The sequence below is a fragment of the Desulfonatronospira thiodismutans ASO3-1 genome (assembly GCF_000174435.1).
GTDB classification, from domain to species: domain Bacteria; phylum Desulfobacterota; class Desulfovibrionia; order Desulfovibrionales; family Desulfonatronovibrionaceae; genus Desulfonatronospira; species Desulfonatronospira thiodismutans.
This window is the reverse complement of the sequence record NZ_ACJN02000003.1, coordinates 809,708-833,281: the sequence shown is the minus strand read 5'-3', so window position 1 is coordinate 833,281 and position 23,574 is coordinate 809,708. Positions and strand designations below refer to the sequence as shown.

The 23,574-nt window shown below is 53.5% G+C and carries 24 protein-coding genes; 18 read left to right on the top strand and 6 right to left on the bottom strand.

Annotated features, from left to right (window positions below; translation table 11 throughout):
- Window positions 1-237: 237 nt before the first annotated feature.
- From DTHIO_RS15710 to DTHIO_RS15625, 18 genes are all read left to right on the top strand, one after another.
- The gene (locus tag DTHIO_RS15710) at window positions 238-621 is read left to right on the top strand and encodes an NADH-quinone oxidoreductase subunit A (RefSeq protein WP_008871247.1); all 384 of its coding nucleotides are present in this window, start codon (window positions 238-240) and stop codon (window positions 619-621) included.
- Window positions 597-1,145, top strand: a complete 549-nt coding sequence (locus tag DTHIO_RS15705) for an NADH-quinone oxidoreductase subunit B (protein WP_008871246.1) — start codon at window positions 597-599, stop codon at window positions 1,143-1,145. Before DTHIO_RS15710 ends, DTHIO_RS15705 begins: the two co-directional genes overlap by 25 nt.
- Before the next feature lie 120 nt (window positions 1,146-1,265).
- On the top strand, window positions 1,266-1,853 hold the full coding sequence (locus DTHIO_RS15700; protein WP_008871245.1) for an NADH-quinone oxidoreductase subunit C: 588 nt from the start codon (window positions 1,266-1,268) through the stop codon (window positions 1,851-1,853).
- A complete protein-coding gene (locus DTHIO_RS15695) occupies window positions 1,850-3,010 on the top strand; it encodes an NADH-quinone oxidoreductase subunit D (RefSeq protein WP_008871244.1) in 1,161 nt (386 codons plus the stop codon). The genes DTHIO_RS15700 and DTHIO_RS15695 overlap by 4 nt, the downstream gene beginning before the upstream one ends.
- Window positions 3,007-3,990: an NADH-quinone oxidoreductase subunit NuoH gene (gene nuoH, locus DTHIO_RS15690; protein ID WP_008871243.1), complete on the top strand. Its 984-nt coding sequence runs from the start codon at window positions 3,007-3,009 to the stop codon at window positions 3,988-3,990. Before DTHIO_RS15695 ends, nuoH begins: the two co-directional genes overlap by 4 nt.
- Window positions 3,987-4,526: a 4Fe-4S binding protein gene (locus DTHIO_RS15685; RefSeq protein WP_008871242.1), complete on the top strand. Its 540-nt coding sequence runs from the start codon at window positions 3,987-3,989 to the stop codon at window positions 4,524-4,526. The genes nuoH and DTHIO_RS15685 overlap by 4 nt, the downstream gene beginning before the upstream one ends.
- Entirely contained in the window at window positions 4,527-5,051 is a 525-nt protein-coding gene (locus tag DTHIO_RS15680) for an NADH-quinone oxidoreductase subunit J family protein (RefSeq protein ID WP_008871241.1), read from the top strand.
- The gene (locus DTHIO_RS15675; RefSeq protein WP_008871240.1) at window positions 5,048-5,356 is read left to right on the top strand and encodes an NADH-quinone oxidoreductase subunit NuoK; all 309 of its coding nucleotides are present in this window, start codon (window positions 5,048-5,050) and stop codon (window positions 5,354-5,356) included. Before DTHIO_RS15680 ends, DTHIO_RS15675 begins: the two co-directional genes overlap by 4 nt.
- A 65-nt stretch (window positions 5,357-5,421) precedes the next feature.
- Window positions 5,422-6,933: an NADH-quinone oxidoreductase subunit M gene (locus tag DTHIO_RS15670; protein ID WP_008871239.1), complete on the top strand. Its 1,512-nt coding sequence runs from the start codon at window positions 5,422-5,424 to the stop codon at window positions 6,931-6,933.
- Between the two features lie 79 nt (window positions 6,934-7,012).
- The gene (locus DTHIO_RS15665) at window positions 7,013-9,112 is read left to right on the top strand and encodes an NADH-quinone oxidoreductase subunit 5 family protein (protein ID WP_008871238.1); all 2,100 of its coding nucleotides are present in this window, start codon (window positions 7,013-7,015) and stop codon (window positions 9,110-9,112) included.
- Window positions 9,113-9,180: 68 nt separating this feature from the next.
- Window positions 9,181-10,791: a complex I subunit 4 family protein gene (locus DTHIO_RS15660; protein WP_008871237.1), complete on the top strand. Its 1,611-nt coding sequence runs from the start codon at window positions 9,181-9,183 to the stop codon at window positions 10,789-10,791.
- Between the two features lie 47 nt (window positions 10,792-10,838).
- Window positions 10,839-12,254, top strand: coding sequence for an NADH-quinone oxidoreductase subunit N (locus DTHIO_RS15655; RefSeq protein WP_008871236.1), 1,416 nt, complete (start codon window positions 10,839-10,841; stop codon window positions 12,252-12,254).
- Window positions 12,255-12,554: 300 nt separating this feature from the next.
- Window positions 12,555-13,169: a precorrin-8X methylmutase gene (locus tag DTHIO_RS15650; RefSeq protein ID WP_008871235.1), complete on the top strand. Its 615-nt coding sequence runs from the start codon at window positions 12,555-12,557 to the stop codon at window positions 13,167-13,169.
- Between the two features lie 95 nt (window positions 13,170-13,264).
- Window positions 13,265-14,389, top strand: a complete 1,125-nt coding sequence (gene cbiD, locus DTHIO_RS15645; RefSeq protein ID WP_040419139.1) for a cobalt-precorrin-5B (C(1))-methyltransferase CbiD — start codon at window positions 13,265-13,267, stop codon at window positions 14,387-14,389.
- Complete coding sequence (locus DTHIO_RS15640) at window positions 14,386-15,249, top strand: undecaprenyl-diphosphate phosphatase (RefSeq protein ID WP_008871233.1); 864 nt, start codon at window positions 14,386-14,388, stop codon at window positions 15,247-15,249. The genes cbiD and DTHIO_RS15640 overlap by 4 nt, the downstream gene beginning before the upstream one ends.
- A 12-nt stretch (window positions 15,250-15,261) precedes the next feature.
- On the top strand, window positions 15,262-15,849 hold the full coding sequence (locus tag DTHIO_RS15635; RefSeq protein ID WP_008871232.1) for a DedA family protein: 588 nt from the start codon (window positions 15,262-15,264) through the stop codon (window positions 15,847-15,849).
- A 111-nt stretch (window positions 15,850-15,960) separates the two neighbouring features.
- Window positions 15,961-16,311 (top strand): type II toxin-antitoxin system RelE/ParE family toxin, encoded by a 351-nt coding sequence (locus tag DTHIO_RS15630; protein WP_008871231.1) that lies wholly within the window; start codon window positions 15,961-15,963, stop codon window positions 16,309-16,311.
- Complete coding sequence (locus DTHIO_RS15625; RefSeq protein WP_008871230.1) at window positions 16,312-16,623, top strand: helix-turn-helix domain-containing protein; 312 nt, start codon at window positions 16,312-16,314, stop codon at window positions 16,621-16,623.
- A gap of 5 nt (window positions 16,624-16,628) precedes the next feature.
- Here the strand turns inward: DTHIO_RS15625 and DTHIO_RS15620 are convergent, their stop codons facing one another.
- The 6 genes from DTHIO_RS15620 to cobJ form a co-directional block, all read right to left on the bottom strand.
- Window positions 16,629-17,384 (bottom strand): ABC-type transport auxiliary lipoprotein family protein, encoded by a 756-nt coding sequence (locus tag DTHIO_RS15620; RefSeq protein ID WP_008871229.1) that lies wholly within the window; start codon window positions 17,382-17,384, stop codon window positions 16,629-16,631.
- Entirely contained in the window at window positions 17,381-18,505 is a 1,125-nt protein-coding gene (locus DTHIO_RS15615) for an MlaD family protein (RefSeq protein ID WP_008871228.1), read from the bottom strand. Before DTHIO_RS15615 ends, DTHIO_RS15620 begins: the two co-directional genes overlap by 4 nt.
- Window positions 18,502-19,284, bottom strand: a complete 783-nt coding sequence (locus tag DTHIO_RS15610; protein WP_008871227.1) for an ABC transporter ATP-binding protein — start codon at window positions 19,282-19,284, stop codon at window positions 18,502-18,504. The genes DTHIO_RS15615 and DTHIO_RS15610 overlap by 4 nt, the downstream gene beginning before the upstream one ends.
- A gap of 232 nt (window positions 19,285-19,516) precedes the next feature.
- Window positions 19,517-20,656: an MlaE family lipid ABC transporter permease subunit gene (locus tag DTHIO_RS15605; protein ID WP_008871226.1), complete on the bottom strand. Its 1,140-nt coding sequence runs from the start codon at window positions 20,654-20,656 to the stop codon at window positions 19,517-19,519.
- 41 nt (window positions 20,657-20,697) lie between these two features.
- Window positions 20,698-22,383, bottom strand: coding sequence for an energy-dependent translational throttle protein EttA (gene ettA, locus DTHIO_RS15600; RefSeq protein WP_008871225.1), 1,686 nt, complete (start codon window positions 22,381-22,383; stop codon window positions 20,698-20,700).
- Between the two features lie 448 nt (window positions 22,384-22,831).
- The gene (cobJ, locus tag DTHIO_RS15595; RefSeq protein ID WP_040418822.1) at window positions 22,832-23,563 is read right to left on the bottom strand and encodes a precorrin-3B C(17)-methyltransferase; all 732 of its coding nucleotides are present in this window, start codon (window positions 23,561-23,563) and stop codon (window positions 22,832-22,834) included.
- Window positions 23,564-23,574: the final 11 nt, after the last annotated feature.

Here is a 23,574-nt window from a genome sequence, read left to right as displayed (position 1 = left end):
GAGGCCAGCTGCCGCACATCGATGCAAAGTTACCGCCCGCCTTGATAGCTTTGCAGGACGTCTTTTGTGAAACAATGCACAAGTAAGTCTATTTTTTTGAAAGAATTGTTAAAAAAGTTTCTTTTTTTGGTTGACATCACCATAGGTTCTTGTCTACGTCTTTATCAGTTTTGCCACGATGATGAACCGGCTGTGTTCCATCCTTCAAATGTCTAACGCAAAAGGAAGTAGGCCGTTATGAGCGTTTCCTGGCTACATATAGCGATAATCTATTTCTTTGTTCTGGGCATTGTCTTTTTTGCAGTAGTCCCGTTTCTCCTTTCCCACCTCCTGGCCCCCAAAGCCCGGGCCGAAAAATTAAGGATGCCTTACGAATGCGGCATGATTCCTCATGGATCCGCATGGGTCAAATTCGGGATAAACTACTACTTCTACGCCCTGATATTTCTGGCCTTTGACGTGGACGTCCTCTTCCTCTTTCCGGTGGCCACTCACTATGTTGAGGCGCCCGATCTGGTCAGCTTCATTAAGCTGCTGATCTTTATCGTTATTCTGTTCGCCTCAGTCATCTACTTCTGGAAAAAAGGAGTCTTTACATGGCCCAAGAAAATCAAACCCTAACACATGCATATGCTGACACCAGCTATGACGAACCCATAATCGACCATGCACCTGTTCAGAAAATTCTGAACATCTGCAGGGCCATGTCTCTATGGCCCATGACTTTCGGGCTGGCCTGCTGCGCCATAGAAATGATGGGTTTCGGCATGGCCAGGTTTGATTCGGCCCGTTTCGGGGCTGAAGTTTTCAGACCGTCTCCGAGGCAGTCGGATCTGATGATCGTCGCCGGTACAGTCAATAAAAAACTGTCACCCTTAGTGACAATGCTCTACGAACAGATGCCCTCTCCCAAGTGGGTCATTGCCATGGGCAACTGCGCCATCTCCGGCGGTCCCTTTGTCTACAAGAACCAGTACGGTATCGTGGAAGGAGTGGATCGCATAATACCGGTGGATGTCTATGTGCCGGGGTGTCCGCCCAGGCCTGAAGGCCTGCTGGAGGGGCTTTTTCAGGTCCAGAAGAAAATCACCGGCAGACGCTGGTGGCCTGTGCCTGAAACAGCAACTAAAAGCGAACAATGGTAATTTACATTTTTACCTGCTTTTGAAGTAATACTTTTATATAGCATGCTGAAATTGTAGCAGATCATAACGCAGACCAGCGCCTGAAAATGTTCTCTGCACCCTGCCCAAGGAGGTAAGTTGATGAGCGAAGAAAACGCCCAGCCGGAACAGGCGGCCGAGAAAACAAAAAAAGCTGAAAAAGCCGCCGGGAAAGAAGCCAAAAAGGAAGAGCCGCAGGGTCCTGCATATACCGGTTATGACGCCGATTTTTTCGTGACCCCCCAGGACCTCCTGAATGCCGTGGGCAAGCTGGATCAGGCCGGCTTTTTTCTGGAAGACGTTTCCTGTGTAGATATGCAGGAGGGCTTTCAGATGGTCTATCACTTTGATCGTTTTGATCAGCCAGGCCGGGTGGGAATCCGGGTCATGATCTCTAAGGAAAATCCTGAAGTCCCTTCCATTTACGATATTTATCCCGGAGCGGCTTGGCATGAAAGGGAGTGCTTCGATTTTTTCGGGGTGCGCTTCAAGGGTCATCCCAATCTGCTGCCACTGTTGCTGGCTCCGGACCATGACGGACCACCGCCTCTGCTCAAAGAAGAATCTGCACTCAAGGACCTGCACCAGATTTATCCGGACCGGGCACACAGCCCCGTCTCCGCTGACAGCCAGGAATTTATCCAGGCAATCACCAACTGTTCCAACAAACCAAGCAGGGATCAATCATGAACCTTGATCTGAGATTAGACACCAAGGGGGATTTTTATTCCCAGAGGTTCCAGCCCACAGAGCGCGAGGATACTCTGGTCCTGAACATGGGGCCTCAGCATCCATCCACTCACGGAGTACTGCGCATTCTGCTGGAAATCGACGGTGAGTATATTTTAAGGGCCGAGCCGGTCCTGGGGTATATCCACCGCATGCACGAAAAGATGGCCGAGGTGATGAGCTACCCCCAGTATCTGCCCAACCCCGGGCGTACCGACTATCTGCACGCCCTGGCCTGGAACTGGGCTCATGTGGCTGCCGTGGAAAGGCTTATGGGCATCGAGGTTCCGGAAAGGGCCGAGTACATCAGGGTCATCACCTGTGAACTCAACCGGATATCTTCGCACCTTCTGTGGTGGGGGGCCATTCTCCTGGATCTTGGGGCGTTTACTCCCATCATGTACGCCTTTGACGACAGGGAAAGGATCCAGGACATTATGCAGCGCAACACCGGGTCCAGGCTGACCTACTGCTATTACCGCTTCGGCGGGGTGTCCGCGGACATCGACGACAAGTTCATTGAAGCTACCAGGGCCGAATGCGCCAGGCTCAAGGATAGGGCCAAGATGTTCAAAGACCTGGTCACGGACAACTTCATCCTGCGCAAACGAATGGAAGAAGTTGGAGAGATCCCCATTGATACCTGCCGCAAGTACGGAGCCACCGGACCGGTACTGCGGGGGTCCGGACAGGCTTACGATGTGCGGCGCGCAGAACCATACTCCATTTACAACCGTTTCGACTTCAACATACCTACCTACGACACATGCGACTCCATGGGCCGCTACCTGGTGCGCATGGATGAGATACAGGAGAGTATCAAAATAATCGAACAGGCCCTGGATACCCTGCCTGAAGGCGATTATATCCTGCCCAAAGCCCCCAAGCGTCCCAAGCCTCCGGCGGGCGATGTATACTTCGCTTTAGAAGGGGCACGGGGGAAAATAGGGATGCACCTGGTAAGCGACGGGGGCAAGTCCCCGTATCGCCTCAAGCTGCGGGCCCCCGGCTTCTCCAACCTGAGCCTCTTTTCCGAAGTCGCCCAGGGAACGCTCATCTCGGACGCCATCGCGATTCTGGCAAGCCTTGACCTGGTAATACCGGAGATAGACAGATGATAGAAGCAATACCTACGCCGTTTATTATCATTTTTGTGGGGCTTCTGGCGATCATGGCCTTTGTAGGCCTCAACGCAGTGGTCCTGGTGTATCTGGAAAGGAAAGTAGCCGGTTTTATCCACAGGAGGCCCGGTCCTTACGAAGTGGGTCCCCCATGCTTTCCCCACGGAATTCTGCAGCCCATTGCCGACGGTCTCAAGCTGGTGGGCAAGCAGATATTCACCCCCAAGGGGGCGGACAGTTTCCTGTACTGGCTGGCCCCGATGATATCCATTGCCCCGGCCATAGTCTGCTTTATCGCCATTCCCTTCGGGCCGCATCTGCAGGTAATAAATACCAATGTGGGCCTGATCCTGATCCTGGCTTTTACCGGGATCAACGTCCTGGCCCTGTGTCTGGCCGGCTGGGCCTCACAGAACAAATACGGCCTCATAGGGGCGGCCAGGGATATCTCCCAGGGTGTGGCCTATGAAATTCCTCTGCTCCTGGTGGTCCTGTCCATTGTGTTCATGACCGGGACCTTCAACCTCTTCGACATCGCCGACGGACAGGGGACATGGCCGTGGCAGTGGTACATAGTATATCAGCCACTGGCCTTTATTCTCTTTTTCATCTGTGCCCTGGCCGAAACCAACAGGAACCCCTTCGACCTGCCCGAGGCCGAAAGCGAACTTACCGCTGGATTTCACACCGAATACTCGGGCATGGCCTTTGCCTGCTTTTTTCTGGCGGAATACGCCTACATGGTGGTGGCAGCCTGTATCATGGCCATTCTTTTTCTGGGCGGATTCCAGGGACCTGGTGCTCCCGGAATATGGTGGTTTCTGGCCAAGGTCTATGTCCTGCTGCTTATCATGATCTGGATCAGGTGGACCTTTCCAAGGGTGCGTTTTGATCAGCTGCTCAACATCTGCTGGAAATGGCTGATCCCCTTGGCCGTTCTTAATCTTCTGATAACCTTAGCGGTGATTGCCTTATGATAGTCAAAAGCTTGAGCGAAACCCTGTCGGGCATGTGGAGCCTTCTGGTGGGGATGAAGGTGACTGCGGTCAACTTCAAGTCTCCCCAGATAACCGTCCATTACCCGCGTCAGGTTACCAACCTGGATGGCTACCGTGGGCATATAGAGCTTGTTCCAAGCGATGAAGATCCCACGAAGTCCAAGTGCATAGCCTGCAGCAACTGCGTGCGCATCTGCCCCGGTGCCTGCATTTCCCTCAAGGCCAGCAAGCCCAAGAAGAAGGCGGCGGAGGAAAAGAAGGCGGCTCCGGGGACCGAAACTGAGACTCAGCCCGAGGGCAAAAAAGAAGCTCCGCCCAAAAAGGCCAAGCCTGAACTGCAGTCCTTTGTTCTGGACTACAATTATTGCTGCCTTTGTGGTCTGTGTGTTGAGAGCTGCCCTTCCGGGGCCTTGAGGTACTCCAGCGACGTCTATGTAGCCGGATTCACCAGGCAGGAGTTTGTCTACGACCTGCTGTCCAGACTGCAATATCAGGCTCAGAAAAAGGAGCAGTAAATGGAAAATCTGGAATACGAAAGACTGGCATGGGCGGTGCTATTCGGGCATATCGCCATAATTGTCGTCGGCGGGTTTATGACGGTGCTGTCCCAGAGTCTGGTCCGGGCGCTTGTTGGGCTGATAATGACCCTCTTCGGCGTGGCCGGGCTGTTTTTTCTCATGGCAGCTCCCTTCATCGCCCTGATGCAGATACTTATCTACGTAGGAGCCGTCAGCGTACTTATCTTTTTTGCCATAATGCTTACAAATGCCTGGCCCGGAGGCGACGAGACCGGCAGGAGCCCTGGAAGGAAGTATGTTTACGCCGGACTCGCCGGACTGGTGCCTGCAGTGATGCTGGCAACCGCTGCCATACGTTCGGCCCCGCCTTCCTTCCTTGTACCTGAAGAGACGGAAATAAGCGTATTGGGACGATTTTTCCTGGAGGATTTCATTCTGCCCTTTGAGCTTATTTCGTTGCTTCTGACCATTGCCATGGCCGGAGCAGTGATCCTGGCATTTGAAATGAGGAGGAAAAAATGAGCGTAATGACCATCTACCACCTGGTGGCCATTTTTCTGTTGTGCCTGGGCATTTTCGGCATTGCATACAGAAGGACGCTGGTGGGGATAGTGCTGGGAATAGAGCTGATTCTCAACGGAGCAGGCCTTAGCATCATGGCTTCAGCGCAGTTGACACCGGCCCCCAATGAACTGGGACAGGTGGGTGCCCTGCTGGTTATGGGCATAGCTGCTGCCGAAGCCACTCTTTTACTGGCAATTCTTATTGTTGTGTCCAGACGTTTTAAAAACGTCGAGGCCGGAAAACTGATTACTATGCGAGGATAAATAATGTCCTGGGATCCAAAGCAGCGCAATGATATCGCCTCTAGCCCAAATAAGGATGATATGACATGATTCCCTCAATACTACTACAGATAATCTTTGTCCCGGCACTGGTGGCCCTGGTGATCCTGCTCTTCAGGTTCCAGCTGGGCATGAAAGCCGGATGGGTGGCTGTAGCTGGACTTGCATACACCACTTTTCTTTTGCTTCTGGCTTTTTTTGAGGTTTACAAAGGCACCCCCATTACGGAGACCTACCAGATCCTCAAGAGCCCGGAGATCAGCATTACCCTGGTTGCTGACGGATTAAGCATAGCCGTGGCCTTTATCTGTAACCTGCTGTGCCTGGCCCTGGGCACTTACTCCATCAAATACATATATCACCGCATCGAGGTCCTGTATCCCGACACCATAGGAAACAGGGGCGAGATCAGCTGGTACGCATGCTTTTACTACCTTTTCCTTTTCTTTCCCGTGGGTTTTATGGGGGTCAGTTTCGCAAGTGACCTGGTGCTCATGTATTTTTTCCTGGAAGTTCTCACCCTGTTCCTGTTTTTCCTCATGGCCTATTTCGGCTATTATGAGCGGGTCTGGGTGGCCATTATATGTACCGTGTGGGGTATTTTTTCCGCACTCTTCTTTCTGGCCGGAGTCGCCTTAATCTACTCTCAGACCGGTTCCTTGCAGATTGAGCAGATACATACCATGTCCGGTGATCCCCTGGCCTTCTGGGCGATACTGCTGGTGCTGGTGGGAATGATCGCCAAGCTGGCCATTGTCCCCCTGCATGTCTGGATGCCCTGGGTCCATGCGGAACATCCTACCTGTATAGCCGGACTTCTGGCAGTATATGCCAATATAGCCGCCTACATTATTGTGCGCATGCTTGTGCTCCCGCTCTGGGAAGACTTTCAGGTATTCGGTCCCTATATCATGGTCCTGGCTGTCATCACCATGATTTACGGCTCCCTGCTGACCCTGGCCCAGAGGGACATGAAGCGTATCCCGGCCTGTTCCACCATCAGTCAGAGTGCTTATTCCATGCTGGGTATAGGTGCCCTGACCGCTGCAAGCATCGAGGGCGGGCTGTTTTTCTTCCTGAGTCATATTATGGGCAAGACGGTCTTCTTTTCCGCCTGCGGGCTTGTGGTGTACATGACTCACATCAGAAATGTTAAATACCTTGGCGGGCTGGGCGCCAAGATGCCCATTACAGCCCTGGTTTTTCTAAGCGGCGGCATGATGCTGGCCGGCATACCACCGTTCAGCAGTTTTGCAGCGGAAGTGGTCATGTTTGCCGGAATATTCGAGCGCGGTGACACTTTCGGCTTAGTCATCGGTATTATCGGGCTTCTGGCCATTTTACTCAGTATTTCCTATGCCGTGCATTTCACCAGGATCATATTTTTCGGGCCACTGCCTGAAAAACTGGCCAATGATGATCATATCAAGGATCCGCCCTGGGTCATGCTGGCTCCCTTAATTGTCATAATCCTGTTTTCGGCGTTTCTCGGGCTGTATCCGACCCTGGTCATGGAACTCTTTGAGCCGGTGATCAGCACGGCAATAGCTAACATGTAACCACTGGTTCCCGGGTGAACCACAGGCTGCGAGCTGCAGCCAAGAGATACGAACTATAAACCTTGAGGTGGGTACGAATATGGACATTCAGCTTGCGTGGCTCTGCCTGATCTTTCCCTTCATCGGGGTACTGGTCACCCCGTTTCTGGCCCGCATAAGCACCTCCGTAATGAACTTTGGAGCAGTCTTTTTCTCCTTTCTGGCAGCAGTGTGTGCGCTCATGCTTTTTCCGCTGCTCTTCAGCGCAGAGGCCCTGCCTCTGGAATCGCAGCTTGTCTGGCTGCACACACCCATTACGGTCAGCTTCGGGGTTCTGGTTGATCCTCTAAGCATAATCGTGGCCAATGTGGTGGCCGTGATCAGTTTTTTCATCATGGTCTACTGTGTTGGGTACATGAAGGGCGATCCCGGGATCATGCGCTTCTGGATGCTCATGAATGCCTTTATCGGCAGCATGCTGCTCCTGGTTCTGGCCAACAACCTGATAATCATATTCATCGGCTGGAAGCTTGTTGGGCTTTGCAGTTACGGCCTCATAGGTTTTTACTACCGCGACGAGAAGAAATACTGGATCGGCGGCCCTGAGCCGTATTCCTTCGATACCCCTTCGGCCTGCGGGGTCAAGGCCTTTATCGTCACCAGCGTGGGGGACATGCTCATGCTGGGGGGCATACTTATCATGTATTTCTATGCCGGGACCTTCAATGTCCTGGAACTGTACCAGACCGCCCCGGAATGGATACCTGAAATGGCTGCCACCCCGGGGATGATCATCCTGGTGAGTATTCTGCTCATTGCCGGTCCAGTGGGCAAATCAGCCCAGTTTCCACTGCATGAATGGCTTCCCGAGGCCATGTCCGGCCCCGGACCGGTATCAGCGCTCATCCACGCCGCCACCATGGTCAAGAGCGGTGTGTTTCTCATCGCCCGCTTCATCCCCATTTTCTATTACGGCTACTGGACAGCAGGTGTGGATGAGGCCATGTACTTTTTTCTTATAGTGGCCTGGATAGGGGCCATAACAGCATTCCTGGCGGCCAGCCAGGGCTTAGTGGCCCTGGAGCTGAAGAAGATTCTGGCCTACTCCACCGTGAGTCAGATAGGATACATGATGCTGGCCCTGGGTGTGGCCGGATTCAGCCAGGATCTGCTGGTCAAGGGATACGCCGCAGGCACGTTTCATCTCATGAGCCACGCCATGTTCAAAGCCTGTCTCTTTCTGTGCGCCGGTACAGTGATCCATGCAGCCCACTCCATCTATATTAATGATATGGGCGCCCTGAGGAAGTTTCTGCCTTACACCTGGCTTTTCATGGGCCTGGCCACCCTTTCACTTATAGGTGTGCCGCCTCTGCCCGGATTCTGGAGCAAGGAGGCCGTACTTCTGGCCACCCTTGAATCCCAGCATATAGTGCTCTTTCTGATAGTGCTGGTATCGGTGATATTCACCGCCTTTTACTCCACGCGCTATTTCGGAATGATGTTTCACGGCAAGCAAAGCAGGCATATCAAACAGGAGCTGAAGAAGCCCCACAACCACGTTCACGAGGGCTACTTTCCCCAGACATTCGCCTGCGGCGTGCTGGCGGCCGGGATTGTCATCTTCGGGCTTATGGGCATGAGGGTGGAATATGCCCTGTACGGACTCTTCGAGACGCAGTTAGTACAGGATCTGGCACACTCCACCGTCTTAAGCGTTCCTTCCTTTGACAAGACTCTTATTATGGTTCTGTCCATAGGCAGCGTGCTCATAGGCGTAATACCGGCCTACATGTTCTACATCGCCAGAAAATGGGATGCAGATGCTGTGTATGAAAACAGCAGGGTGGTACAGCTGGTGCACGCCTTCCTGTGGAACAGATGGTACATCAACGCTTTCTACAACTGGCTCTTTGTAAAGGGAGTAATGGGAGCGGCCAGGGCAGTGGCCGAAAAGGTGGAAATAGCCGTGGACACAGCCATAAACAGGCTGACACCTTCCGGGGTATTCGGCCTGTCCGGCATCTCGGTCTGGTTCGACAGAAAGGGAATTGACGGATTCCTGGACGGTATGGCCTACCATGTTCAAAACAGCGCCGGCGGCACCCTGTCCAGGCTGCAGAACGGCAGGATTCAGGATTACCTGGCCCTGGCAGTGATCATTGCCCTGCTTGTATGCGGCATTATCTGGCTGTCATGACACTGAAGCCGCAAAAAATAAAATGAATGCATATATAATCAATAAACCGTTTGCCGGAGTAGCCGACCATGCTTAACACAGGTTTTCCCGTGCTCAGCGCTTTGATATTTTTTCCGCTCATAGCCGCGGTAGTGCTCTTCTTTCTCAGGGGAGACAGTAATATCAGACTTTTTACATTGGTTGTGAGTCTTATTGAATGCGTGCTGGTCGTTCCTATACTGCTGGGCTTCGACACCACGACCGCCAATTTTCAATTCGTGGAAAAACATGCCTGGATAGAGGCCTGGAATATTTATTACTACCTCGGCATTGACGGGATCAGCGTGCTCATGGTGCTGCTTACAGTGCTGCTTCTGCCCATATGCGTGCTTTGTTCCTGGAAGTACATAGGGCAGAGGGTCAAGGAGTTTCATTTCTGTCTTCTGCTCATGACCACGGCCTGCATAGGTATCTTCAGCGCCCTGGATTTCATTCTCTTCTACATTTTCTGGGAAGCCATGCTCATACCCATGTATCTCATGATCGCCGTCTGGGGAGGTCCCCAGAGGCGTTATGCCTCCCTTAAATTCTTTTTATACACCCTGGCCGGCAGTACTTTGTTTCTGGCTGCCATAGTGGCCTTTTTCATCAATACAGGCACCTTCTCCATCCCTGAACTCATGGAGCACAGGTATGCCTTCCAGTTCCAGCTCTGGACCTTTCTGGCCATGGCCCTGGCCTTTGCCATCAAGGTCCCGCTTTACCCGTTTCACACCTGGCTGCCTGCAGCACACGTAGAAGCGCCTACAGCGGGCAGTGTTCTTCTGGCCTCCATTCTGCTCAAGATGGGAACATACGGCTTTCTGCGCTTCTGTCTGCCCATTACGCCGGCTGCCAGTGAGTTTTTTGCACCGCTCATGATTGCTCTGGCCCTGATTTCCATAATTGTCGGCTCTTTGCTGGCCATTGGTCAGTCGGACATGAAAAAGCTCATTGCCTATTCTTCAGTCGCCCATATGGGGTTTGTCACCCTGGGCATCTTTGTCTTCGCCTTCAGAGGCGTTGAAGGTGCAATCATGCACATGGTCAATCACGGCATAATCACGGGGGCCATGTTTCTGCTTGTGGGCCTTATCTATGAGCGCAGCCACAGCCGTGAACTCTCAGAAAATATGGGGGTGAGCAAGTATCTTCCTGCTTATACGGGATTTTTATTGCTCTTTGGCCTGGCTGCTTTCGGTTTTCCCGGCACCAACGGGTTTTTCAGCAAGTTGCTGGTACTCCTTGGAGTCTTTGAGGCCAGCTATATACTTGGGGTGCTCTTTGTAATCGGCCTCATCCTCGGACTGGTCTATCTCCTGCGCCTGCTCCTCAATGTCGGCTGGGGCAGTCCCAGCAGCGTCAAGGGCTGGACGGACATGAACACCAGGGAGTGGGTCTATCTTGTACCCCTGGGCCTGCTGGTCATATACCTGGGTGTTGCGCCGGGACGGGCTCTGAGTTTTATCAGTCCGTCCATAGAAAACCTCCTGGATAATTTTCACGCTGAGAAGGACATCAGGGTAGAACCGGTACCGGAGCCAGCTCCGGAAATAGTATCCGGCATGGTGCTGGAGCTTGAAGCATCAAGCGGAGAGTTTGTTCAGGTTACACATTCAGATGCTGTTTTTAACAGGTTTGATCACCAGGATTTTAAATAGATACAAGCGGATAAAATCTGCCCAGGCAGGATAAAAGGAGACAAGCCTTGCTTAACTTCAATCCTCAACTCATAATTCCAGAATTGTACATGGTGGCTTTGCTGGCGGTTTTATTCGTCCAGAGCATAAGCGACAGTCTGAAGGACAAAATCCAGTGGGTGCCCTTTGCTGCCTTGCTTGGGGCTGTCCTGGCCTTCTTTTCCCCTTCGGGCGTAGAGTACATGTTTTATGAATCATACCGAATCGACGGCTTGTCCCAGTTCTTCAAGACCATAATCTTCCTGGGCCTGGCCATCTGCGCGGCCAATGCACTGCGGGTGGGATCCCTGGGCAAAGCCAACAGGGCTGACTACTTTTTCTTCATGTTTATAAGCGCCTTTGGCCTGCTTTTATTGTCCAGCACGGTAGAGCTGTTTACAATCTACATCTCTCTGGAACTGGCCTCCTTTGCCCTGTATATTCTGCTGCCATTCAGAAACAAGGATCCAAGAGCAGTTGAAGCGGCCATTAAGTATGTGCTCTTTGGTGCCGTGGCTACTGCCATCGGGCTATACGGCATATCCTATATACTTGCAGCCCAGCACACCACTTACATCAACGAACTGCTGACTCTGGACTGGTCTTTTACCAATCAGCCCATGGCCCTCATCGGGTTGACCATGTTCCTGCTGGCCTTTCTGTATAAGCTGGCCCTGTTCCCCTTCCATTTCTGGGCCCCGGATGTATATCAGGGTGCAAGCAACGAAACGGCAGCTTTTGCAGCCACTCTGCCCAAGGTAGGGGCCATTGTCATCATGGTCCGGCTCATGGCCTTTAATCCCGGTATGGAAGTAAAGACCATCCTGGCTATTTTCGCCGCTATCTCAATGACTTTCGGTAATCTGGTTGCCCTTGTTCAAAAGGATGTCAAACGTCTTCTGGGGTATTCAAGCGTTGCCCACGCAGGGTTTATCATCATGGGACTTGTTGCCGGCGGGGCATACGGTCTGGCTGCGGCATCCTATTATGCCCTGGTGTATATGGTCATGAACCTGACCCTGTTCTGGATCATCACCCGCATTTCCCATGACGGCAAAAATGTATACATAAGCGATCTGCGCGGGCTTTATTCCAGCTCGCCCATACTGGCCTTTGTCCTGGCGGTTTCAGCTTTTGCCCTGGTGGGACTGCCTCCCACAGCAGGATTTATAGGCAAGCTGTTTCTATTCAACTCCGCCTGGGATGCAGGTTTTTACTGGCTGGTTATTATAGCGGTCATCAATACAGCTATTGCTATCTTTTACTACCTGAACCTGGTACGCCATGCTTATACCCTGGACGAGGTGGTGCCCTCCAGGATCACCCTCAGTCCCGTGGGAGCTTCCATAGCAGTGATACTGGCCCTGGGAGTGCTTTATCTCGGTGTTATGCCTCAGAATATATTCGACTTCCTGGTCCAGGCCAGTCAGGGAATTTTGTCCTGATAGCCACAGACTGACAGAAATGTAAGAAGCCCTGTATTGTTTGAATGCAGGGCTTTTTTGTTTGCCTGGTCATGGCAACTGTTCACTCTTTATGATATCTGATCCTGCCCTCCAGTGCAGGCATCAGGATTCTTTGTTGCAGGGCCGGGTAGCGGCAGGGCACTTTGTGCTTGATTTCGCCATGAGCAGGGCCTATGTTTTCAGAATAGCGACGCAGGCTCTGGTTAACTGCCGCAGAAGGCAAAGTTTCAAAGCAACTGCTGCAGTAATGATATTATTATAAAACAAGGGAAATTCTAAATGCTTCCTCAGGAAATTGAACAAAAGAGCATGGAGATCATAGCCTCAGAAGCTGGAGGACATTCCTTTTCTGCAGGTCAGTGGGCCGTGGTGTCCAGGATGATTCATACCAGCGCTGATTTTGAGTATATGCAAAGTATCCGCTTTCACCCCCTGGCTGTGGAGTCAGGAGTGGAAGCCATCAAGTCCGGCAGGACCATTGTCACTGACACCAACATGGTCCTGGCCGGGCTGCGCAAAAAGGACCTGGCCGGGATGGGGTGCAGGGCCGTTTGCTACATGGATGATCCGGATGCTGCCCGCCTGGCCCGGGAAAAAGGAACGACCAGGGCCGAGGCTGCAGTGGACATGGCCCTGGATGACATGCAGGGGGGGATTTACGTGGTGGGCAACGCCCCCACTGCGCTTTTGCGCCTGATTTTGCTGATCCGTGAAGGCAAGGCAAGGCCGGGACTGGTGGTGGGGCTGCCTGTGGGTTTTGTCAATGCAGCCGAGTCCAAGGCTGAGCTTGCAGGGCTGGATATTCCCTTTATTACCAACCTGGGCCGCAAGGGTGGCTCCAACGTGGCTGCGGCCGTGGTCAACAGCCTGGTCATTATGGCCGGCTCAAAATAGTTTCGAGTTTAAGAAGTGGTCTGGATTTTTTTGCCTCCTTCATGCAGGACTTGCCGGCCTATGAGTATCAGCGGTTCACCATCTGCCGGAAAACCATGAGTAGAAAGAAAGCGCGCCGTCTGCGAAGCGGATTCACCACGGGCACGGCTGCTGCAGCTTCGACTATGGCTGCGGCAGGTCTTCTGCTGCAGGGTACATGTCCAGGGCAGGTCCGGGTGCGGCTTATTACCGGGGATGATCTGGAAATCCCGGTACATGCCTGCGGGATAGACTGCAAAGACTTTGCCTGGTGCTCGGTGATAAAGGATGCAGGGGATGACCCCGACGTGACCAACAAAGCCGAGATTGGGGCCAGGGTAAGCAGGCTGGAAAACACCGATGAAATATCCATCTGCGCCGGTGAGGGAGTCGGGCACATCACCAAGCCCGGCCTGGAGCTTGCGCCGGGGGAGCCGGCCATCAATCCTGGCCCCAGGCACATGATCCGGGAGAACCTGGAGAAAGTGCTTCAAGAGACGGGTGTTCAACATGGCCTGCAGGTGGAGGTGTTTGTACCCCGGGGTGAAGAAATTGCCAGAAGGACCCTTAATCACAGGCTGGGCATAACAGGCGGCATTTCCATCCTGGGCACCACCGGTGTGGTCCGGCCCATGTCTCATGCAGCCTACATAGCCACCATTGATTCAGCTCTTTCGGTGGCCCGGGCCTGCGGTCTGGACAGGGTGGTGTGCACCACGGGCCGAAGGTCGGAGCGCTTTGCCCAGGAAATTTTTCCGGAACTGGCAGAGGAAGGCTTTGTCCAGATCGGGGATTATTTTGCAGAAAGCATGAAGCGGGCCGCACGTAAAGGACACAAAGAAGCCATCCTGGTGGTATTTTTCGGCAAGGCGGTGAAGATGGCCCAGGGCGCGCCCCATACCCATGCGGCCAGATCGCGCCTGGCCCTGGAAGATCTTGGCCGGATGGTGCTGGAGATATGCAGTGCTGCAGAATTGTCCCAAAGGGTGGCCGGTGCCAATACAGCGAGAGAGGCTTTTTTTATGCTCCAGGATGAATGCCCGGAAATTTTTGAAAGGGTTGTGCAGTTAATGGCAGAGCAGGCCCGGGCCTTTGCCGGCGGGGGGATAAATGTGCGGGCGGTGCTTCTGGATTTTGAAGGCCGGGTGACAGCAGACAGCAGCGGCGCACTGAAGCAGATAAGTACCCGGGAGATGGCATGACCCTTTTTGTTGCCGCACTGCTTGGAGTCATACAGGGCATATTCATGTTTTTGCCGGTTAGTTCCACGGCCCACCTGGTACTTGCCCAGCACTGGCTCATCCGCCACGACCATCCGCTGCCCCCGCCGGACTCACCAGAGATGATTCTCTTTGACCTGGTGGTGCATGTGGGCACCCTGGTTTCCATTGTTGTGGTTTTCTGGTCCAGCCTGAAGGTATTCTGCGTCAGATGCGTGCAGCAGTCATTTGCCTGGGCCAAAAAAGGGGGCCGGGAGAATTCCATTCTTTATCCCCGCCTTTTTCTTCTGGGCATGTTTTCCGTTCTGTGCACCGGAGTGCTGGGTCTTTCCTTCAAGGCCGCCTTTGAGCATATATTCGCAACCCCGTATATGGTCGGGGTGACCCTGATTCTCACCGGGGCTCTGCTGTGGTGGACTGACCGTCTGAAGCCCAGGCGAAGGGGCCTTAAAAAGATCAACGCTGGAGTGGCCGGGGTCATCGGCCTGGCCCAGGGTATGGCCCTGATGCCCGGTCTTTCCCGCAGCGCCATGACCATTGTCTTTGCCCTCTTCACCGGGCTCAAGAGGCGCTGGGCAGCAGAGTACAGCTTTTTCCTGGCCATTCCCACCATATGTGCGGCAACTCTTCTGCAGGGGGTGGAAGTGTTCAGACTGGGCGGGCTGGGAGAAGTGAGCCCGGCTGCTCTGATTATGGGGTTTGTGGTGGCCGCTCTGGTGGGGATAGTTTCCCTGAAGCTGGTGGTCTATTTCCTGTACAAGGCCAGGCTCAAGGTGTTTTCTTTTTATGTCTGGCTTCTGGCTGCAGCCATCCTCTCCGGTCTGCTGGATCTGTCCATTTAGGGTTTTGCAAATATGGAAGAAGCCATAGCCGCCTTTGGCCAGAACTACTGGCTAATCTTCATATCCAGCCTGTTTCTGGCCCCGGAAGCCGTGCTCTTTGTTACCGCGGCCATGGCGGATCAGCCCCTGCTGACAGTATTTTTGATCATAGTGCTGGTGAGTATCGGGGGAAGCATCGGTTCTGTATGCATATATTTTCTGTCCATGCTCCTGGGCCGGGAGAGACTTTTTTATCTGGCTGGGAGAGCGCAGCGGTATTACCTGGTTAAAGTTGACGATCTGGAACAGGTATTTGATTTTTTTGAAAGAAAGGGGCACTGGGTGGTTTTTTTCGGTCGCATGGCCCCCACCATCAGGAGCCTGGTGTCAGTCCCGCCTGGAATCATTCGCATGCCTTTCAGGCGTTTTCTGATCTACACTTTCATGGGTACGTTTGTCTGGAATGTATTTGTAGGGTATGCCTTTTATTTCTTCTGGATGCATGCTGAGGCTATAAACAAACTGCTCGGACTATACGCGGCCATATGCTTAGGTGCGGTCATCCTCTTCGTATTCTGGCTGGTAGGCAGAAATATAGTCAAAAGGATGATGAACAGCTAAGGCATAGAGCCTTGATGGCAGATCAGTACATGTATGGATGCCGGGAATCTAGCAAAAAATGCAAAAACCTTATGTTGACCTGAAGTACCTTAAACGGTACATGAGGTAGGTATGCCAAGACAAAAGGTTCTTGTTGCCAGGTTCTATGCCACAACCTCCGGCTCAATGCCGGTAAGAGAGTGGTTGCTGTCCCTGAACAAGCAGGACAAGATAGAGATCGGGTCAGACATAGCCAACCTGGAATTTAACTGGCCAGCAGGCCCTTCACAGTGCAAATCCCTGGAAGACGGCATATTTGAAGTGCGCAGCCGCATGACCGGCGGCAGAACCGCCAGAGTTCTTTTCTTTATCAAAGAGGAACAGATGGTGCTTTTGCACGGATTTATCAAAAAAACCCGCAAGACTCCCAGACAGGAACTTGACCTGGCTAAAAAACGAAAAAAAGAGATGGAGGAAATATAAATGACTGCCTCAAAACATATGGGCCAACCATTCGATCAATTCCTGCAGGAAGAAGGCATCTACGAAGAAGTTCAGCTCATGGCTCTGAAAAAGACAATTTCGCACCAGATCAGAGTACTCATGGACAAAGAAAACATTAAAAAAGCGGAGCTGGCCCGGAAAATGGGTACCAGCAGATCCAGCCTGGAACGCTTGCTAAGCGATGAATCCTCCAACATTACCCTGCATACCATCAACAAGGCTGCGCTTGTCCTGGGAAAAAGACTGGACATCTCCCTGGTAGACCTGCATCCTGAAGAAGCACAGCATTAGAGCCTTCAGTTCTGTATCGTACTGCTCGTTTTAATCATCCAGCTATAGAAAGACAGCTCTTCATCACCGATATCCAGGAGAGGCAAACCAACCGGGGCATTTTTGAGAAAAAAGCCCCCTGGATGCCGGGATTGCCGTCTGTTTTCCATGGCCGCGGCCATATCCTTTTCCAGCCTGGTGAGTATCCTGGTCAAGGCCTTGTTTAGACCCTGGACCACGTGCTCTGCTCCCGAACCGGTCAGGGTGACCCGTTCTTTATATGTGCGGTGCATGAGCATGTGGTAATCCAGCCGGTCATCCTCAAGGAGCAGAAACTGCATGCGCAGAACGGATGCCGGCTCATCCCCTTCCTGGAAATCCCCGTAAAGCGAGGTCACTGATCCTTCCAGGATATAGTCCGCTTCCTTGTGGCTGCCCATGGATATGACTGCTTCGAACATGCCCGAGTCATCCAGCCACTGCCTGCTCACGTCTGTGAGCATGGGCCCCGGGGAAATGAAGTACTGGTTGTAGAAGTCGGACTGGCTCCGGCCGCGCTCTGTTCTGTAGACAATCTCCTTGCCCCTAAAGCCCGGGGAGACATCGAAGCCGCGAACGCTGAGTATTCCTCTGGGCTCATCCCAGGTTTCGCCTGCCTGTCTTTTTGTTTCCAGGACAAAAAAGTTTCTTTCCGGCGGCTTCTTTTTGGGGGCGCAGGCCGCTATGGCCAGCAGAAGCAGGCACAGCAGGCAGAGCAGGAGTTTCTGGCTGTTGGTCATCATTTTATCTCGCTCTCCAGGGGTTTATCTCCAAAAAAGATATATGAGGGATATTTTCTGGCATCCTGGCTTAAATCCAGGAGGTTTTCGCTGATGATCTGCATGTTCTGCAGAAGTCTTCGCAGTTCCTCGTTCTGGGACCTGAGCATGGTGTAGCTTCTGCTGCTCAGGCGCTCCACGCTCTTGCTGCTCTCCTTGAGGCTGGCAGCGGTGACGTCTATGCTGTCCATGGTTTCGGGCAGAGTCTTTGAGGCCTGGTGCAGGTTGTCCAGGGTCCGGGCTATCTGATCCGCAGCCCCCCCTTCCTTGTCTATCTGCAACCGGTCCAGGCCTTTATCCACCTTCTGCAGGATTTGTCTGGAATCCTTGAGCACTGCATGCAGATCGGTCCGCTTTTCCTCCGGGTCCTCCAGTGGTCCGATGAGCCCGGATATTTTACGGTTGGTTTCCCTTAACTCCTCAATAAAGACCTCCGCCCTGGCGGATATGCCGGCCAGGTCAAAGGACTGCACGCTCTTGTCCAGGCTCTGGATAAGATGGTCCAGGTGGTTCAGAGTCTTTTGAATATCCATTTCTTCTATCTTGGCCATGGTGTTGCCCAGGGACTCAAAGGTCTCCTCCAGGCGGGCGAATGTGCCGGGAGCAGAGGGCACATAAGGATTCCTGGGTTCCCAGCTTACGGGCAGAGGGGGATGGCGCGCAGGGTCCACGTAGTCCATCTCCAGATAGGCTGCACCGGTTATGCCCATGGGCAACAGCCTGATCCTGAGCCCCTTCTGAATTTCCTGCTCCAGAAACCTCTCAAAGGCTTCCTGGTCCGGCACCCCGAATTCGTCCAGCTCCAGGCTGATTTTCAGGAGGACGTAGCGGTCTCCGGGATCCACGGACCCGGGATACTTGAGTCCGGCAAAGGTTATCTCGTCCACCCGGCCCACGGTAACTCCGCGCATTTTGACCTGGGAGCCTCTGTCAATGCCCTGGACGGATTCATCCAGGTAAGTCTCAACGGTTACTGTTTCTCTCCACAGGGCACCGGTTCCCAGCACGGTCAGGGCCCCCAGAAAAAGGGCCAGGCCTATGCTTACGAAGATGCCTATGGTGTAATAGTTGGGCTGGGTACTCATTGGGCGATTTTCTCCCGTTTAAGAAATGAGCGCACCCAGGGGTCCGTATGGGTGCGGCTCAGCTCCAGGGGGCTGCCCTGGGCTGCAAGGTTTTTATTGCGCTTATCCAGGATGATCATGCGGTCGGCGATCTTGAAGATGCTGTCCAGTTCGTGAGTGACGATGACAAAGGTAATTTTCAGGGTCCGGGCTATACTCAGGATAAGCTCATCCAGATCCAGCGAGGTCAGAGGGTCCAGTCCGGCTGATGGTTCGTCCAGGAAAAGTATGGACGGGTCCAGGGCCATGGCCCGGGCTATGGCTGCTCTTTTCTGCATTCCGCCGCTTATTTCCGAGGGCATGTGTTTTTCGTATCCTTCCAGGCCAACCTGGAAGAGCTTCAGGCGACAGACGAGATTCATGGCCTCCAGGGGCATGTCCGTGAATTCCTCCAGGGGCAGGCGCACGTTTTCCAGCAGGGTCATGGAGCCGAACAGTGCCCCGCTCTGGTAGCTGATGCCTATGCTGTTCATGATCTGCGTTTTTTCAGTGGGCGTGGCCCGGGTGAGGTTGCGGCCGTGGACAAAGATTTCCCCGTCCAGGGGAGAATAAAGTCCTATCAGGTGTTTTAGCAGGGTGCTCTTGCCGCTGCCTGAGCCACCCAGGATGACAAAAATTTCCCCGGTGTATACATCAAAGGAAACATTCTCCAGGAGGGTCTCTCCCGGAAAACCCATATACAGGTTGCGCACGCATACCGGGTGCTCAGTGGGTGATGGCACATTATAACTGTTCACCATAATATTTGTATATGCTCCAGTGGTCCGGGGATTCGGCAAACAGGACGTAAAAACTCGCTCCAAGGCAGCGTAAATCAAAACCTCTACAAGTTTTTATCAACTGGAAAATTTTCTATTACATACTTTGAATTAATTTCGTTGTTTAACGGTTTTGATTAACGCTGCCTACGTCGCTCAGACAGTTTACGCCCAGTTTGCCGAACCCCCGGACCCTGTCTTTTTGCCGATTATTTTATATCCCCAGCATGTAATAGACAACCGCAAAGATGCCGTCGGCCAGGATTATCAGGACTATGGCGCTGACCACGGCGCTGGTGGTGGAACGACCCACCGCACTGGCCCCGGAGCCGGTCTGCAGTCCCCGCACGCAGCCTATCCAGGCTACAAGGATACTGAAGACAAAAACTTTGACCATGCTGCCCAAAAAATCAGTCATGCCCACGGAAGTTTTCAGCTGGTGTATGTAAGTAGTCAGGGTGAAATCCATGGAAAGCATGACCAGGGCCCCGCCGATGAAGCTGAAGAGCAGGAAGAAAATACATAGAAGCGGAGTGACCAGCATGGCCGCCAGCATTCTGGGTACCACCAGGAAACGCACTGGGCTTAAACCCATGGTCTGCAGGGCATTTATCTCCTCGTTGGTCTTCATGGTCCCTATTTCAGCGGCAAAGGCCGATCCGGACCGCCCGGCCAGGATTATGCTTGTGACCAGGGGGCCCAGTTCCCGGACAATGGACAGGCCCAGAAGCTTGGCTACGAAGATCTCCGCCCCGAATGCCCTCAGGGTAATGGCGGTTTGAAAGGCGATGATCACTCCTATTAAAAATCCCATTAGAGCAATGATAAAAACCGCCCGGCCGCCCACTGCTTCCATGTGCGAGAGGACATCCTTCCAGCGCACGGTCCCCGGATGGGTCAGGCTGTAGGCAAAGGAAGACACGAATTCGCCCACAAAGGAGAAAAACTGCCTGGTATCCCGACCCAGGTTGACCGCTGCCCGGCCCAGTTCCTCCAGAGCCGATAATTTGCGCTGCATGGGCCTGGGACGGCAATCGAAACAGTCAATCTCTTCCTGGATCTCCCTGAGTTCGGGACGCAGCCCCCTGACCTCCACAGAAAGGTTTCTGTCCTGCATCTGGCGGGAGAAATGCAGAAGCAGGGCCTGTCCGGACATGTCCATGTAGTCCACTTTTTCTACGTCCAGGACAAGTCCGGCCCGGTTCTTTTTGAGCTTCGAGGCCAGTTCCTTCCACAGGGGGCCGATGCTGCCGGCTTCCATGCGTCCCCGGACCACTGCGTGCAGTATCCCCTCGGCGTCTGCCTTCAGGGTGTAGTCCAGGGACCGGTTGTCGACTGATGCAGTCTGGTGCATTGAATACTGGTGGTCTTGAGTTGTCTTTTGTGATGTCCGGCTTAATCCCTGGTGAGCTTTCTGTATCTTATACGGCGGGGGATGTCGGATTCTTTGCCCAGCCTTTTTCTGCGGTCGGCTTCGTACTCGGTGAAGTTGCCGTCGAAGAAAACCACCCGGCTGTCACCCTCAAAGGCCATGATATGGGTGGCTATGCGGTCCAGGAACCAGCGGTCGTGGCTTATGACCAGCACGCACCCGGCAAAGTTCAGAAGTCCTTCCTCCAGGGCGCGCATGGTGTTCACGTCCAGATCATTGGTGGGTTCGTCCAGAAGAAGCACATTGGCCTCCTGCTTGAGCATCCGGGCCAGCTGCACCCGGTTTCTCTCACCTCCGGAGAGTAAACCTACTTTTTTCTGCTGATCAGAACCGGTGATGTTGAACCTTCCCAGATAGGCCCTGGCGTTTATCTCCCGCCCGCCCATCTTGATAGTGTCGTGTCCGTCGCTTATGACCTCGAACACTGTCTTGTCCGGTACAAGGTCGTCGCGGTGCTGGTCCACGTGGGCCAGGCGCACTGACTGACCAAGCTCGATGCTTCCGCTGTCCGGATGTTCGGCTCCGGTGATCAGCCTGAACAGGGTTGTCTTGCCCGCTCCGTTGGGGCCGATAATGCCTACAATGCCCCCGGGGGGGATGAGAAAGTCCAGATTGTTTATAAGCAGGCGGTCATCATAGGCCTTGGTCAGCCCGTTGGCTTCGATGACCTTTTGTCCCAGGCGCGGGCCCGGAGGGATAAATATTTCCAGGTCCTTGTGCTGTTTCTGGTAGTCCTGGGAAAGCATCTGCTCGTAGGCCCCGATGCGGGCCTTGCTCTTGCTTTGTCTGCCCCGGGGGGACATTTTAATCCATTCCAGTTCCCTCTCCAGGGTTTTCTGGCGCTGGCTCTCGGCTTTTTCTTCCTTGCGCAGGCGTTCCTTTTTCTGGTCCAGCCAGGAGGAGTAGTTGCCCTTCCAGGGGATGCCCCGGCCCCGGTCCAGTTCCAGGATCCAGCCGGCCACGTTGTCCAGGAAATAGCGGTCGTGGGTTACAGCGATGATGGTTCCCGGATACTGTTGCAGGTGATGCTCCAGCCAGGCTACTGTTTCCGCGTCCAGGTGGTTGGTGGGCTCGTCCAGAAGCAGGATGTCCGGGCGCTGGAGCAGCAGGCGGCACAGGGCCACACGTCTTTTCTCCCCTCCGGAGACCTTGTCCAGGGTCATTTCCGGGGGCGGGCAGCGCAGGGCGTCCATGGCCATGTCCAGCCTGGATTCCAGGTCCCAGGCGTCCAGGGCATCCAGCTTTTCCTGGACCTGTCCCTGGCGCTCGATGAGGTCATTCATTTCGTCGTCGCTCATAGGTTCTGCGAACCTGGCGTTTATTTCCTCGAATTCCTTGAGCAGTCCCACTGCCTCTGCAGCTCCTTCCTCTACGATTTCACGCACGGTCCTGGTCTCGTTGGCCAGGGGCTCCTGCTCCAGGTAACCGACAGTATATCCCGGGGACAGAATGGTTTCGCCTTCAAAGTCCTGGTCCACTCCGGCCAGGATACGCATGAGGGAGCTTTTGCCCGAGCCGTTCATGCCCAGGACACCTATCTTGGCCCCGTAGAAATAGGACAGTGAAATGTCCTTGAGCACTGGTTTGCGGTCAAAGTGTTTGCTTACCTTGACCATGGAATAGATTATTTTGTTGGGTTCATCGCTCATTTTTGTTTCCTCTGGATGTGGATGTATTTTTGTATCTGTTCACTTTAATGATATAAGCTCCAGTGGTCCGGAAATTCGGCAAACAGGACGTAAAAACTCGCTCCAAGGAAGCGTAAATCAAAACCTATACACGGGTTTGATAACCAGGATATTTCCTATAACATGCTTTGAATCAGGTTCGGTGTTTTACGGTTTTGATTAACGCTTCCTACGTCGCTCAAACAGTTTACGCCCAGTTTGCCGAACCTCCGGACCCTGGCTTCTGGTCCGCAGGTGCTGAATAGTTACGTATTTTTTTGATAAATTGAAGCTGCTTGGGGGCTTGTTTATCTTATATCCCAGCAAATGAAAAGCATTAAGTAAATATTCAGCATGGATTGTTCCCGCTCTTACCCCGAAAAAAGCAGGGAGAACAGACAACTTGCCCCCTGGCCAGGAAGAAGAGCAGTTATGCTTCCCTCATTTCCAGCTGGTATTTTTCATGGTAACCCCTGGGGGTGATCATACGGCTGCCGTAGATAAAGGTCCTGGAATTGCCGATGAAGACCGTGGTCTGCATGCCCACATGGTTGCAGTCTAAGGAATCCAGGGTGCAAAGGCTTACGGACTCTTCTTGGCGGGTGGCGGAAGTGACCAGGCCCACCGGTGTTCCGGGGGAGCGGTGCTCCAGGATAAGTTTCCTGGCGGTTTCCAGCTGCCAGTTTCTTTTTTTGCTCCTGGGATTGTAGAAAACAATGACGAAATCCCCCCAGGCTGCAGCCTGGATACGTTTTTCAATGGCTTCCCAGGGAGTCAGAAGATCGCTTAAGCTGATGCAGGCGAAATCGGTCATCAGGGGCGAGCCCAGCAAAGCGCTGCCGGCCCCCAGGGCCGGGACTCCGGGAATGACTTCCAGCTTCAGGCTGTCTTTGCTGTCGCCTATGGGGATGCTGTTTTCCCGGCACATTTCAAATACCAGCCCGGCCAGGGCGTAAATACCCGGATCGCCGCTGCAGACCAGGGCGCATACCGAGCCTTGACGCGCAGCCTGCAGGGCCCTGCGCACCCGGTCCACCTCCTGGCGCATGCCGGTGGAAACGATTTTTTTGTCCTCCACCAGGGGACGCACCAGGTCTATGTATGTAGTATATCCGAAGACGGCCTGAGCCTCCTGCAGGGCCTGCTGAGCCGCCGGGGTCATATGGGAGACAT